This is a genomic window from Stenotrophomonas sp. GL_111, assembly GCF_057835245.1.
Genome location: NZ_CM174421.1, coordinates 2,304,549 through 2,317,764, shown reverse-complemented (window position 1 = coordinate 2,317,764; position 13,216 = coordinate 2,304,549). Strand labels below are relative to the sequence as shown.

The following is a 13,216-nucleotide window of genomic DNA, read 5'->3' as shown; positions in this document are numbered from 1 at the left end:
CGCGTTCCAACCCCGGCGACAAGGAGTGTCGCCGGCACCGCAGGGCAGAACCTACTGCAGCAACACCACCCGCCGGAAACGCTGGCCATCGGCGGTTTCCACGATCAACTCCAGGCCCTGCGCCGGCCGGCCTTCGGCTAGTGATGGCAGGCGCTGCCAGCCGCTCCCCGGGCGCCACGCCCGCACCTCGAAGCGGCGCACATCGGCCAGCACCTGCACCCCCTGTTGGGGCGGCGCAGGCAGCGGGTAATGGTCGGCGGGCACGGCGCTGGAACGCCACAACCCGCTGCCACGCTGCTGCCACTGCACACGCTGCCATTGCCCATCGACCTCGGCAGCGCGGCGGGTGATGTCCAGACCAAAGCGCCCATCCGGACGCCGTTCGCTGGTCATCGACAGCGGCAGCAACCGCTGCGGCTGATCGTCGGCCAGCAATGGCCCTTGCATCACGTCACGCTCGGCACGGCGTTCAACGTCGCGCTGGAACTGGTCGAGCACCTTCAACACACCAGCCAGTTCGGCATCGGCGGCGCGCAGGCGGCGGTCGGCCGCGGTCACGCTGTCGATCGCGCGCCAGCACACCAGGCCCAGGATGGCCATCACGGCCAGCGCCACCAGCACTTCCACCAGGGTGAAGCCGCGGGCATGACGGTTCATGGCGACCACGGTTGCACAAGGTGCAGCAGCCGACGACGCGGATCGTGTTCGGCAAACAGGGTCAACGCCATCTCAGGCTGACCCTCCGCATTGGTGCCGCGCTGCTGCACGCCGATGAACCGCCAGCGGCCCTGCTGGCACTGCCAGCGCGCATCGCCGGCCGGCTGGGCCTGCAGGCGCAGTTCGGCCCAGCGGTCCTGTGCGCACAACCAGGCCAGCCGGCGATCGCGCAGTTGCGCCTGGTCATCGGTGGCCACCGCGGTGGCACGCATCACCGCGGCCAAGGCCACGGCCACGATGGCCAATGCGACCAGAACTTCGATCAGGGTGAATCCAGCCGACCGCTTCATCGCTGCACCTCGATCCGGCCACTGCCATCATCACCCAGCTGCACCTGGCGGCCCTGTGCGGACAGACGCAGCTGCCAGCGGCCACCAAACCATTCCGGGCTGAGCAGCAGTGCGGAGTGCGGCTGTACCTGCAGCGGCTGCAGCTGCCAGCGCTGCGGGCGCAGTGCTTCATCCTGGCTGACCACCCAGCGTCCCTGTTGCTGGCGCAGGAAGCGGTAGCCCTGCGCATCGGCCTGCCAGCGGATGCTGCGCCCGTCGATACGGGCCTCGTGCTGCGCGGTGGCCAGCCGCTGCGCCAGTTGTTCGGCGTCCTGCTGCAGTTGCCGCGCCGGGTCGAACAGGCGCCCCATGCCGATGCCCAGCGTGGCCGAGCAGATGCCGATGATCACCAGCACCACCATCAGTTCGATCAGGCTGAATCCGTGACTGCGCTTGCCGTGCATGCTGATCACCTCGTTCCCGGTCGCCGTCTGCACAGGCTAGGCGCGCTGGATGAAACAAAAGCGTCAGCGACGGCTGCTAGCGTCATCGGTTGGAACCGGCCACGGAGCGCAGGCATGCACGGACGTAGGGGATGGCAGCAGCGTTGGAATCTGCCCGCGTCAGCGGCATTGCTGGCGGTGGCGGTGGGGTATGCCGGCTGGACCCTGCGCGGCGTGCCGACCCTGCCGGTCACGGCCGCGGCACCGCTGGCGGTGCCGACGCTGGCGCCCAACACCGCGCTGGTCGCGCTGATGTCGCCAGGCAGCGTGCAGACCGACGTGCAGGTGGCCGGTGTGCTCAGTGGCGGCGCCCGGTCGCTGGCGTTGTTGTCGGTCAACGGCGCCACCGCACAGGCCTATACCGCAGGGGAACGGCTGGGCCCGTCGACCCGGCTGGTGTCGTTGGATGCACGCCAGGTCGTACTCGACGTTGCCGGAAGTCGCCGCACGCTCGCCGTCCCCAGCCTGCCCGAACCGGATCTGGATGGGCTGCAATGGATGGCCACGCCGCGCGCACGCTGAGCGCCTCAGCGCGCAGGGCGCTGCGGCACGACCGACTGCCCGAACGCGCTGCCCATGCGTTGCCGGGTGCCTTCGTGGTTGTACTGCAGCAGGGCATTGCCGGGCGTGCGCATCAGCGTGTCACCGGGGGGCAGTTTTGCCGGTGCGGGCGTGGTCGTGGGGGTCAGCTTGCGCTGCAGACAATCATAGGCTGGCACGCGCTCGCCATTGACGTGCACCTCGATGCAGCTGCCCGGCGCAGGCGCAGCGGGTTGTGCGCCTGCCGCTGCGGACAGCATCGGGACCAGCATCCACAACAGCCGGATCGGATGAGACATGCGCGCGGGTTTCCTGTGCGTGTTCTGCAAAGACGGGCACGGTGCGACGAAGCCGCCACTGACGGCGCATATGACAGTGGTGTCACAAAACTGTTGGCGGCTTTGCCGCGTCGGCTGCGTCCTGTCACTAGAGATCGACACGCTGTGCACCTCCGCTTGACGACCCGCAGGGAATTGCCTCCACATGATCCACCGCCGACGCTGCATTGATCATCGCCAACCCCGGCTCGCACCGTTGCTGCTGGCGCTCGCCGCAGGCCTGTCCGGCCCGGCGTTCGCACAGACCGCGCCGGGCGTGCAGGAAGCGGCGGGCAGCCTGACCATCAACGAGTACGTGGTGCGGGGCAACAGCCTGCTCGATGCGCGCCAGATCGAACACGCGGTCACCCCGTTTCTCGGGCCCGGGCGGAGCATGGCCGATGTCGAGAAGGCCCGCGATGCGGTCAATGCCGCCTACCAGGCGGCGGGCTACCAGTCGGTTTACGTGGAACTGCCGGAGCAGCAGGTCAGTGGCGGCGTGGTCCTGTTGAAGGTCACCCAGACGCCGATCGGCCGGCTGCGCGTGGTGGGTTCCCGCTACGACTCGCCGCAGCGCATCCGCGAGCAGGTTCCGGCACTGGCCGAAGGCACGGTGCCGGATTTCGGCAAGGCACAGACCGAGCTGGCCGCACTCAATCGTGGCGGGCGCCGCCAGGTGATGCCGCTGGTCCGCGAAGGTGCGCTGCCCGGCACCATGGACGTGGACCTGCAGGTGCAGGACCAGTCGCCGTGGCGGGCCAGCGCCGCGCTCAACAACGACCACAGTGTGGATACCGAAGACCTACGCCTGAGCGCCTCGATCGGCCACGACAACCTGTGGCAGCGCGGGCACAGCGCCAGCCTGAGCGTGTATGTCGCCCCGCAGGACACCGACCAGGCCAAGGTGCTGTCCGGTTCCTACGTGGCCCCGTTCGGGCAGTCGCCGTGGAGCCTGGAGTTCAGTGGCTACACCTCCGACAGCCAGGTGCTGGCCAGCGGTGCACAGGGCGCGGGCAGCAGCACCAACGTGATCGGCAATGGTCACTCGCTTGGACTGAAGGTGAACTACAGCGTGCCCAGCAGCGCCGGTTGGTGGCGCCAGCTCAGCCTGGGCGTGGACTTCAAGGACACCAAAGAGAACGTGCAGATGGGCAGCGATGCGCTGCTCACGCCGCTCAAATACGCACCGGTGACCCTGGCGATGACCGGCGTGCGCCAGGGCGAAAGCGACCAGCTCAGTTTCAGTACCCAACTGGTGGTCGGCACCCGGCGTCTGTTCGGCTACGGCAGCCAAGTCGCTGAATTCGACCAGAAGCGCTACAAGTCCGATGCCAGTTTCGTCGCCTTGAAGGGCGAGCTTTCCAACACGCATACCTTCGCCAACAACTGGCAGTGGTACGCACGCGGTTCGCTGCAACTGACCGACACCCCGCTGGTGTCGGCCGAGCAGTTCGCCGCCGGCGGCATGTATACCGTGCGTGGCTACCTGTCGGCCGAGGCGATCGGCGACTACGGCGGCCTGGCCAACCTCGAATGGCGCACGCCGGCGTGGCAGGGCTGGGGCGGGCTGGACGCCCGCCTGTATGCCTTCGCCGATGCCGCCTACCTGCGCCTGCGCAAACCGCTGCCCGAGCAGCGCGACAAGTACAACCTGGCTTCCGTGGGCATCGGCACGTCGGTGCGCCTCGGCGAGCACCTGCAGCTGCGCCTGGACTACGCCTACCCCTACAGCGATGGGCCGACCACGTCCAAGGACGACCCGCACCTGCATTTCAACCTCAGCACCAGCTACTGACCCGATCGCGCGCGTCCACCGGAGAACTCTTGCATGGCCCGTTTCCTTTCCCGATTCCTGCTGCTGGCCCTGGCGCTCTCGGCGCTGCCCGCGGCGGCCGCCGATGCCAACTGGTGGCAGGCCGAGTGGCAGTACCGCAAGCCGATCACGCTGGATGCCGGCCCCCAGGGCGGTGCGCTGGCCGGTGATCCCGGCCGTACCCCCGTGCTGCTGCGCCTGCATACCGGCAACTTCAGCTTTGACGGTGTCAACGAGAGCGGCAATGACCTGCGCTTCATCGGCAGTGACGGCCGCACCGTGCTGGCGCACCAGATCGAACAGTTCGACCCGCTGCTCGGCATCGCCCTGGTCTGGGTGGATGTGCCCAGCGTGGCGGCAGGCACACCGCAGACGATCTGGATGTACTACGGCAATGCCAAGGCACCGGCCAGCCACAACGGCCAGCAGGTGTTCGACCCGGACTACACGCTGGTCTACCACTTCGCCGAGGCCAACAGCGCCGCGCGCGACAGCACCGCCTACGGCAACAGTGCCAGTGCCGTGCTGCCGTCGGCCGAAGGCAGTGTGATCGGCCGCGGTGTGCAGCTTGGTGCGGCACCGCTGGCGTTGCCGGCCAGTGCCTCGCTGGCGCAGGAGGCGGGCAAGGACTTCACTTTCTCGGCATGGATCAAGCCGACCGGCGCCGCCCCGGGCCAGGTGCTGTACAGCCGCACGGAAGGCGGCAACGAACTGCTGGTCGGGCTGGACAACCGCGTGCCGTTCGTTGAGCTCAACGGTCAGCGCAGTGCACTCGCACAACCCATCCCGGAAGGGCAGTGGGCGCATGTCGCACTGACCGCCAGTGCGGGCCAGCTGCAGCTGTACCTCAATGGCCGTGCGGTGGCCCAGCTGGCCGGTGCCTTGCCGGCCTTCAACAGCGCCGCGGTGATCGGTGCGGTGGCGGCTGGCAGCACCAGCACGCTGTCGCCGTTCGAGGGCGCCATCGATGAGGTGCGGCTGTCGCGCGTAGCCCGCCCGGCGGCGCTGCTGCAGGCCGATGCGCAGCTGCAGGGCGCCGATTCGCGCATGGTCAGCTATGGCGCCGACGAGCAGTCGGCCGGGCAGAGCCACTTCGCCTTCATCCTCAAGGCAATGCCGCTCGATGCCTGGGTGGTGGTGGCCTTGTTGGGGCTGATGATGCTGGTGTCGTGGGCAATCATGCTGGCCAAGGGCCGCTACTTCGGCCGTACCAGCCGCGCCAATGCCGCCTTCAATGCCGCCTTCGGCCAGCTCGCCGGTGCGCCGCTGCGCACGCTGTCGGAGATGGAAGGGCAGGGCAAGCTCGAGGCTGATGTCCGCGATGCCTCGTTGTGGCGCATCTACCGCGTGGCCATCGACGAGATGCGCCAGCGCCACCAACGCGATGATCATCGTGGCTACCTCTCGGCCGCCACCATCGCCGCGATCCGTGCCTCGATGGATGCGGTGATGGTGCGCGAGCAGGAGCGCATGGCCAACCGCATGAACTGGCTGTCCACCACCATCGAAGGGGCGCCATACGTCGGCCTGTTCGGTACCGTCATCGGCATCATGCTGGTGTTCGTGGTGGCCGCCATGGCCGGTGCGGTGGACATCAATTCGGTGGCGCCGGGCATGGCCGCCGCGCTGCTGTGTACCGCCGCCGGCCTGGGCGTGGCGATCCCGGCGTTGTTCGGCTACAACTACCTGGGCGCGCGTGCCGATGCGATCGGTGCGGACATGAGCGTGTTCATCGATGAGTTCGCCGCGCGCCTGGCCGAAGAACAGGACGCGCTGGCCGACGCGGCGCAGGCCTGAGCCATGGCCCGCGCATCGTTCGGCGTCAAGAAGCGCGAGAAGGGGATCAACGTCACCCCCTTCGTCGACGTGCTGCTGGTGGTGCTGGTGATCTTCATCCTGACCAGCAACGCCAGCATCCCCGGCATCCAGGTGGACCTGCCCAAGGCCAGCAGCGCGGTGCCGCTGGAGAAGCCGGAAACCAAGGCCATCACCATCGACAACAACGGTCAGGTGTTCCTGGACGCGTATCCGGTGAGCCTGCCGGAACTGGAAGACCGCCTGCGCACGCAGCGCGCCACCACGCCGGATTTCCCGGTGATCGTGCGCGGTGATGCCCAGGTGCAGTACGCACGCGTGGTGGAAGTGCTGGACCTGTTGCGCAAGCTGGAGCTGGCCCAGGTCGGGCTGGTCACCGGAAAGCCGCAGGGATGACGCCGATGCCGCACCCGCGGAAGCGTCAACGCGGCTGGCCCGCGTGGCTGATCGTGCTCGCCGCGCTGCTGGGCCTGGCCGTGCTGGCATGGCTGGCATGGTGGGCGCTGTTCAAGGACCCGGCGAGCACCCGCCGCCCGGTGGAGACGCCGCCGATGCTGGCCTTGCCACCGCCGCTCCCGCCGCCACCGCCACCGCCGGCCGAACCGCCGCCGGAACCACCACCGGAACAGACCGTCAGCGAGCCCGAGCCGGTCGCCGAACCGGTGCCCGCCGAGGCACCCAGCCCCACGCCCGACGTCAGCGACCCGGTCAGCATGGATGCGGCCGGGCAGGCCGGCACCGACAGCTTCGGCATCCAGTCCGGCAGCGGCGGCGGCAGCATCGGCAGTGGTCGCGGCGGCGGCAACGCCAGCTACGGCCGCTACCTGGGCTATGTGCTGCAGCAGGCGGTCGCGCGGGACGCGCGCCTGCGCCGCTTGGCATTCCAGCTGCAGGTGGATGTGTGGCTGCAGCCGGACGGGCGCCTGGAGCGTGTCGAACTGGTGCGTGGCAGCGGCAATGCCGAGGCCGATGCAGCCGTGCTCGACGCCCTGCGCCAGCTCGGCCGTCTCGACCAGCGCCCACCGGCCAGCCTGGACTTCCCCGCACGTGTGCTGATCCAGGGTCGCCGTCCCGGCGCCTGAACGTACTTCTTCTTCCCATTCGTGATGAGAGCAACGATGAACAACCGCACCGCTGTCCGCACCGTGCCCCGGAAGGGCCGACGCCCCCACGCCGTGCTGGCCTTCGCCGTGGCGATCGGGCTGGGCCTGGCCGCCCCTCTGCAGGCACAGCCGGCCGAGAGCACCATGGTCAAGCTGATCAAGGGCCTGATCGCCAGCGGTGCACTCAAGCCCGACGATGGTGAAGCCCTGTTGCTGCAGGCCCGTGCCGAGGCGGCCGCGGCGGCACCGGTCGTCAGCGACGCGACGGCGGCCAGCACCGGCGGGGTTGCATTGATGCCCGGCGATGTGCGCGTGCCCTATGTGTCGCAGAGCGTGCGCGATGGCATTCGTGACGAGGTGCGCGGCGAGGTGCTGGCGCAGGCCAAGCGCGAAGGCTGGGCGGCACCGGACCAGGTGCCCGACTGGACCCAGCGCCTCACCGTCACTGGCGACATGCGCGTGCGCAGTGAGTCGCGCTTCTACAGCGACAACAACAGCAACATCGAAATCAACTGGGCCGCGATCAATGCCGGCAACGGTTACGACACCAACGCCAATACCAACCTGGCGCTGCCGCCGCTGCTCAACACCCGCCAGGACCGCCGCAACCTGTGGCGCATCCGTGCCCGCCTGGGCGTACTGGCAAAGATCAGTGAGCGTACCGAGGCCGGCATCCGCCTGGCCAGCGGCAGCAACAACGGGCCGGTGTCCACCACCGAGCAACTTGGCGGTGGCTTGACCAAGAAGGACGTCTGGCTCGACCAGGCCTGGCTGTCGTATGCGCCGACCGACTGGCTGACGCTCACCGGCGGCCGCTTCAACAATCCGTTCTGGTCCAGCGACACGCTGTTCTCCAACGACCTGAGCATCGATGGCGTCGCGGCGAAGTTCGACTACGACTTCAACGAAGGCCTGTCGCTGTTCGGCACGCTGGCGGTGATACCGCTGGAGTACACCTCCGACAGCAGCCCCAGCCAGAGCCAGGTCAAGACGCCGAACGAGAACAAGTGGCTCAGTGGTGCGCAGGTGGGCGTGAACTGGCAGTTCAACAGCGACAACAGCCTGCGCGCAGCGCTGGCGTACTACGACTACAAGAACACCAGCGGCAAGCTGTCCTCACCGTGCGCGCTGTATGCCGGCGCCGTCGCCTGCGATACCGACTGGGCACGCCCGGCCTTCATGCAGAAGGGCAACACCCTGATGCTGCTGCGCAACGTCAGCCTGAATCCGCTGGACCCGGCCAACACACCGACCCCGCAGTACGTCGGGCTGGCCTCGGCGTTCCGCCTGGCCGACCTCAACCTGCGCTGGGACACCGCGCTCAGCAGTGACATCGGGCTGCGCCTGGAAGCGGACTACATCCGCAACCTGGCCTACGACAAACAGGCCATGTTCCAGCGCGCCAGCAACGGCATCGTCAACAACTTCGGCGCGGGCGGCGGCACCGGCATCACCGCCTTCCGCAGCGGCGATACCGCCTACATGCTGCAGGCCACCTTCGGCAGCCCGGTATTGACCGAAAAGGGCCAGTGGCAGGCGCTGCTCGGCTACAAGCGGATCGAGCCGGATGCCTTGCCCGACGCCTACAACGATTCCAACTTCCACCTCGGTGGCACCAATGCCAAGGGGTACTACGTGGGTGGTGCGTACGCGCTGGACCATCGCAGCTGGGTCAGCGGCAAGTGGATGGCGGCCAAGGAAGTGTTCGGTCCGCCGCTGTCGATCGACGTGTTCCAGCTCGAATTCAACACCGGCTTCTGAGGATCGCGCGCATGACCGTCACGCCCGTTACGCCTGCCGTGCTGCTGTGCCTGGTGCTGTCCACGCTGGCCGGCAGCGCTGCAGCACAGAGTGGCAATACCATGGAACAACGCCTGCGCACCCAGCTGCAGGCCACTCATACCCAGTTGCAGCAGGCGCAGGCCGAACTGGCGCGGCTGCGTGTGGCGCAGGCGCCTGTACCGGTACCGGCGGCAGACCCTGCCGAAGTGACCCGGCTGCGTGCCGAGCTGAAGCAGCTGCAGGCCCGCCAGCAGGCGGGTGATCCACAACTGCGCAGCCTGCGCGGGCAGCTGGCCGACACCGAGCAGCGCCTGCAGGGACAGCAGCAGGCCGTGCAGCAGCTGCGCCAACAGGTCGCGGCGGCCGAGAAACAGCAACAGGGTATCGCGGCCAGCGAAGGCGAGATGCGCGGCCAGCTGCAGCAGTGCGTGCAGCGCAACGCGGCGCTGTACTCGATTGGCCAGGAGGTGCTGGCGGCCTACGAAGAGCTGGGGGTGGGCGGTGCGCTTCGCCGGCGGCAACCGTTCGCGGCGCAGTCGCGGGCGCGCTTTGAAGCCTTGGCCCAGGCGCAGGGTGACCGGCTGTACGAAAATCGGGTCAATGCCCATCCGCTGCCGTCGGCCGGGCAGGGGGCAGATGCAGCCTCCAAGGCGGACTGAGCCGCCACTGGGCCGGGACGCTTCAGTCCGCCTTGGTCACGCGGGGTCGGCGTGGGCGAGGGCTGCGGGCCACCGGTTTGCTGCCCGGGGCAGCGGGCAGTGGCAGCTGCTCCAGCCACGCCAGGTTGTCCACATAGCCCAGCAGATGCTGCAGATACCCCGGCGACACCTCGCCGATCCAGCCCAGGGTGCGGTGCACCAGCACGCTGGAATTGAGCGGGCCACCATCGCTGGGGGCCTGTGCAAGCGTCTGCCGCAGCTGGCGCTGGCTGCGCAGCACGGACCAGCGCTCACGGAACTCCTGCAGCGCGGGTAGTTCGGGATAGGCGCGGGCCGGCGAGGTGTCATCCGGTGTACGTGCCAGCACTGCCAGCACCGCGCCCAGTGCGCCTTGTGCCGGTAGCGTCGGCGATGCTGCGGCGGGCGCTTGTTGCAGGCTTTCGGCATAGGCGGCGATCCAGCCCGAGAGCGTGGCCTCCAGCCGCTGTCGCGCGGGGCCGTGCTGCAGCATCAGGCGTCGCTGCAGCGCTTCCATCTGTGCGAAACGCAGCGGGTCGTGGCGGTCCTGCCGCTGTTCGCGCCACGCCGTCAGCATGGCCTGCGGGCTGCTCGGTTCAGTGCGCATCCGGCGCCTTGGCCACCTTGGGGCGCGGCATCGGGGCCATCTCCACGCGGCGGTTGCGCGCGCGGCCTTCTTCGCCCTCGTTGGAGTCCACCGGCTGCTCGGCACCAAACGCCGCGGCGAACACCGCCGAAGCCGGCACGCCCTCGGCGATCAGGGCACGGGTGACGGTGAGCGCGCGCTCGGCCGACAGCGCCCAGTTGTCGGCGAACTGCCGGTTGCCTTCGCGCACCTGGCGGTCGTCGGTGAAGCCGCTGACCATCAGGATCTCCTCGCGCGAGGCCAGGTACTCCGACAGCGGTCCGGCCAGGCTCTTGAGCAGCTCACGGCCTTCGGGCTGCAGCTGGTCCGAGTTCAGGGCGAACAGCACGCTGCCGCGGATGCCGATGCGGCCATCGACGATGGTCACCCGGCCGGCTGCCAGCGGTACCGCCAGCGCCTGCTCGAGGGTCTTGCGGCGCTGGGCCTCGGCCTGGCGCTGCTGCACTTCGTGATCGAGCCGGTTGGACAGCTCCAGCTGCAACGCGACCACGCCCACCAGGATCAGCACGAACGCGCCCAGCAGCACCGACATCAGGTCGCCGAAGGCGGCCCAGACCGGCGCGCCGGATTCGGTCTCCAGCTCGATCTCGTCGCTCATGCCTTGGCGGTCCCGGCAGCGCGACGACGGCCGGCCAGCTGCTGCAGTTCCTCGATGATCTGCTGCTGCGAGAGCACGCTGAGATCCACCACCTCGCGTGCCTGCGCCACGTAATAGGCCAGCTGTTCGTCACTGCGCGACAACGAGGCGTCCAGCGCGGTCGCCACCGTCTCCAGGCGTTCGCCCAACCCGGTGCTGGCACTGCCGAACTGCTGCATCGCCGAGCCGAACGCATCGGCCAGGCTGGCCACTTCCACTGCGCTGCCGGTGACCTGCGCGGCGACATCGCCGAGCTTGCCGGTTTCCGCAGCCAGGTGATCGGTGAAGCGCGTACCCACCCGCTCCAGCAGATCGGCCGAGGTGGTTACCAGTGCATCCACCGCCGTGCGCTGCTCGGTGGAGGCGTGGTTGACCGCATCCAGCAGGGTCTCCAGCGTGGCCAGCAGGCGGCTGCGCTCGTCCAGCATGGCGGTGTCGCGGACCATGCTGTCGGACAGCTTCTGACGCAGCTCGGCGACCACGTCGGCGGCGGCCTTCGGCGCCTCCGAGGCGACCTGCACCAGTCGTGCGATTTCGGCGATGGTGTCGCTGGCATGCGCCTGGGTCTGCGCGCTGATCTCCTGCGCGGTGCGCGCCAACGCATCGCAGATCTGCTGCTGACGCTCGCTCACCTCGGCGCCGGTGCGGGTCATCTGCTGGCCGAGCGTGGTGGTCAGCGCAGTGAAGCTGTCGCTCCATAGCGCCAGACGCTGCGTATCGCGTGCTTCCAGCGCGTCCTGCAGGGCGTCCTGCGACTGCTGCATGGCCGCCACCAGTTGCTGCGCCTGCGCATCGAAGCCCGCCGTGGCCGCTGCCCAGGCCTGCCGGCTGCGCTCGGTCAAACCATCATTGAGCGCGGTCTGCCGCGACAGCGCCTGCGACCAGGCATCCGCCGCCGCATCGGTACTGTGCGCCATGCGCGCGCCGAGGGCCTCAAGCAGATCGGTGGCGCGTTGGTCGTGGCGCTCGCCGAACTGCTGCAGCGCCTGCTGTTGGGCCTGCTGTGCAGCAGCCCAGTGCGTGCTGGTGGTCTCCAGTCGCGCGGCGACGGCTTCGATCAGCGCGTTCTGCGCCTGCGTTGAGCGCTCGGCGCTGGCATCCAGTCGGGTCGATACCGCGGCGAGCAGGTCGCCGGACTGCTGTCCGTGCTGCTGGGCGAACCCGGCCAATGCCGCGCGCAGGTCGTCGGTCAGGCGGGCGTTGTCCTGCTGCTGGGTCTGCTGTGCCTCGAGGGCGCGCTGCATGCTCGCATCGAAACGGCTGCCCAGCGCATCGGCCAAGCCGCGCCCTTGCTGGTCATGCTGCTGCACCACCTCGGTCAGCGTGCCGCGCAGCATCTCGCCCAGTGCGGCATGACTCTCGCGCTGGGATGCCAGGGCAGCGTTCCAGGTTTCGGTAGTCGCGCTGCGGCTGGCTGCGAAGCCCGTCTCCAGGCCCTGCAACTGGCGCTGCACGGCCTCGCTGACGCTGCCCTGCAGGGCGGTGGTCTCACGGCTGATCGCGGCCAGGGTGGTTTCCATCACCGGCTGCAGCGCGCTGCCGACGGCGCGTGCGCTTTCGCTGGCGCTGTCCTTCAAGGCCTGCTCCACCGATGCGGCAAGCCGCGCGTGTTCGGCGTCGGCCTTGGCATGGAAGACCTGCTGGCTTTCCAGCAGGCGCTGCTGGGTGTCACTGCTGTGCTGTTCAATGGCGTTGGTCATCGCCTGCAGGCGCTCCACCAGTGCCGGCATCAGCCCGGCCTGCGCCTGCAGCAGACGGAAGGCCTCGGTGCGCTGCCAGGACTGCGAATGCACATGCAGATCGGTGGCGATCGCGGCATCCAGCTGCTGCACCACCTGCAACCGTTCGCGCCGGCACAGTGCCGACAGCAGGCCCAGCATCGCCGAGGTGGCCACACCCGCAATCGAGGTGCCGAACGCCACCGCGAGGCCTTCCACCGGCGCGCCGAGCGAGCCGCGGATCGCCTGCAGGTCCGTCGCGCTTTCCAGCGCCAGGCCGGTGCCGCGCAGGGTGGCCATCATGCCGAGCAGGGTGCCGAGCATGCCCAGCAACACCAGCAGGCCCACCAGGTAGGGGGTGAGCACCGGGCCGGGCAGGGCGATCCGCTCGCCGTCCACGCGCAGGCGGACCGCATTGCGCAGCGCGCCGGGCACCTGTTGCAGCCACGCCGACAGGTCCGTGCCTGCCAAGGCGACCTGATCGAGCGCGCGCGTCAGCGCGGCGGTGGCCCGCCGGTAGTGCAGCAGTTCCACCGCACCGGCCACGTAACAGGCCGCGATCACCAGGGCCACGGCTGCGCCGATGGCATTGGAGCCGATGTAACCGATACCGATCCAGCACGCTGCCAGCAGGCCGGCGAGGAATACAACGAGGGAGAGAGCGGTTCTGAACATGACC

At 68.9% G+C, this 13,216-nt stretch carries 14 protein-coding genes; 7 read left to right on the top strand and 7 right to left on the bottom strand.

Annotation, left to right across the window (positions count from 1 at the left end; translation table 11 throughout):
• Positions 1–51: 51 nt before the first annotated feature.
• From AC3IPM_RS10375 to gspH, 3 genes are read right to left on the bottom strand one after another with little or no spacing between them, the layout of a single operon-like run.
• Positions 52–657, bottom strand: coding sequence for a PulJ/GspJ family protein (locus tag AC3IPM_RS10375; protein WP_489299770.1), 606 nt, complete (start codon positions 655–657; stop codon positions 52–54).
• Positions 654–1,007, bottom strand: a complete 354-nt coding sequence (gspI, locus tag AC3IPM_RS10370) for a type II secretion system minor pseudopilin GspI (RefSeq protein WP_489299769.1) — start codon at positions 1,005–1,007, stop codon at positions 654–656. Before gspI ends, AC3IPM_RS10375 begins: the two co-directional genes overlap by 4 nt.
• Positions 1,004–1,450, bottom strand: coding sequence for a type II secretion system minor pseudopilin GspH (gspH, locus tag AC3IPM_RS10365; RefSeq protein WP_489299768.1), 447 nt, complete (start codon positions 1,448–1,450; stop codon positions 1,004–1,006). Before gspH ends, gspI begins: the two co-directional genes overlap by 4 nt.
• 114 nt (positions 1,451–1,564) lie before the next feature.
• Between gspH and AC3IPM_RS10360 the strand changes: the two genes are divergently transcribed.
• Positions 1,565–2,011, top strand: a complete 447-nt coding sequence (locus AC3IPM_RS10360) for a hypothetical protein (RefSeq protein WP_489299767.1) — start codon at positions 1,565–1,567, stop codon at positions 2,009–2,011.
• 5 nt (positions 2,012–2,016) lie between these two features.
• Here AC3IPM_RS10360 and AC3IPM_RS10355 read toward each other — a convergent pair whose 3' ends face one another.
• On the bottom strand, positions 2,017–2,328 hold the full coding sequence (locus AC3IPM_RS10355; RefSeq protein ID WP_489299766.1) for a hypothetical protein: 312 nt from the start codon (positions 2,326–2,328) through the stop codon (positions 2,017–2,019).
• Between the two features lie 184 nt (positions 2,329–2,512).
• On the opposite strand from AC3IPM_RS10355, the gene AC3IPM_RS10350 reads away from it, so the two are divergent.
• The 6 genes from AC3IPM_RS10350 to AC3IPM_RS10325 are packed head-to-tail and all read left to right on the top strand — an operon-like array spanning position 2,513 to position 9,518.
• Positions 2,513–4,141 (top strand): ShlB/FhaC/HecB family hemolysin secretion/activation protein, encoded by a 1,629-nt coding sequence (locus AC3IPM_RS10350; RefSeq protein WP_489299765.1) that lies wholly within the window; start codon positions 2,513–2,515, stop codon positions 4,139–4,141.
• A 33-nt stretch (positions 4,142–4,174) separates the two neighbouring features.
• Positions 4,175–5,956, top strand: coding sequence for a DUF2341 domain-containing protein (locus tag AC3IPM_RS10345; protein ID WP_489299764.1), 1,782 nt, complete (start codon positions 4,175–4,177; stop codon positions 5,954–5,956).
• 3 nt (positions 5,957–5,959) lie between these two features.
• The gene (locus AC3IPM_RS10340) at positions 5,960–6,370 is read left to right on the top strand and encodes an ExbD/TolR family protein (protein WP_489299763.1); all 411 of its coding nucleotides are present in this window, start codon (positions 5,960–5,962) and stop codon (positions 6,368–6,370) included.
• 5 nt (positions 6,371–6,375) lie between these two features.
• Positions 6,376–7,056: a TonB family protein gene (locus AC3IPM_RS10335; protein ID WP_489299762.1), complete on the top strand. Its 681-nt coding sequence runs from the start codon at positions 6,376–6,378 to the stop codon at positions 7,054–7,056.
• A gap of 36 nt (positions 7,057–7,092) precedes the next feature.
• Positions 7,093–8,838, top strand: a complete 1,746-nt coding sequence (locus tag AC3IPM_RS10330) for a putative porin (RefSeq protein ID WP_489299761.1) — start codon at positions 7,093–7,095, stop codon at positions 8,836–8,838.
• A gap of 11 nt (positions 8,839–8,849) precedes the next feature.
• Positions 8,850–9,518: a hypothetical protein gene (locus tag AC3IPM_RS10325; protein ID WP_489299760.1), complete on the top strand. Its 669-nt coding sequence runs from the start codon at positions 8,850–8,852 to the stop codon at positions 9,516–9,518.
• A 22-nt stretch (positions 9,519–9,540) separates the two neighbouring features.
• Here AC3IPM_RS10325 and AC3IPM_RS10320 read toward each other — a convergent pair whose 3' ends face one another.
• Genes AC3IPM_RS10320 through AC3IPM_RS10310 form a run of 3 tightly spaced genes read right to left on the bottom strand, consistent with a single transcriptional unit; the run spans position 9,541 to position 13,212 of the window.
• Complete coding sequence (locus AC3IPM_RS10320) at positions 9,541–10,143, bottom strand: DUF2894 domain-containing protein (RefSeq protein WP_489299759.1); 603 nt, start codon at positions 10,141–10,143, stop codon at positions 9,541–9,543.
• Positions 10,133–10,780, bottom strand: coding sequence for an OmpA family protein (locus AC3IPM_RS10315; RefSeq protein WP_489299758.1), 648 nt, complete (start codon positions 10,778–10,780; stop codon positions 10,133–10,135). Before AC3IPM_RS10315 ends, AC3IPM_RS10320 begins: the two co-directional genes overlap by 11 nt.
• Positions 10,777–13,212, bottom strand: a complete 2,436-nt coding sequence (locus AC3IPM_RS10310; RefSeq protein ID WP_489299757.1) for a DUF802 domain-containing protein — start codon at positions 13,210–13,212, stop codon at positions 10,777–10,779. The genes AC3IPM_RS10315 and AC3IPM_RS10310 overlap by 4 nt, the downstream gene beginning before the upstream one ends.
• Positions 13,213–13,216: the final 4 nt, after the last annotated feature.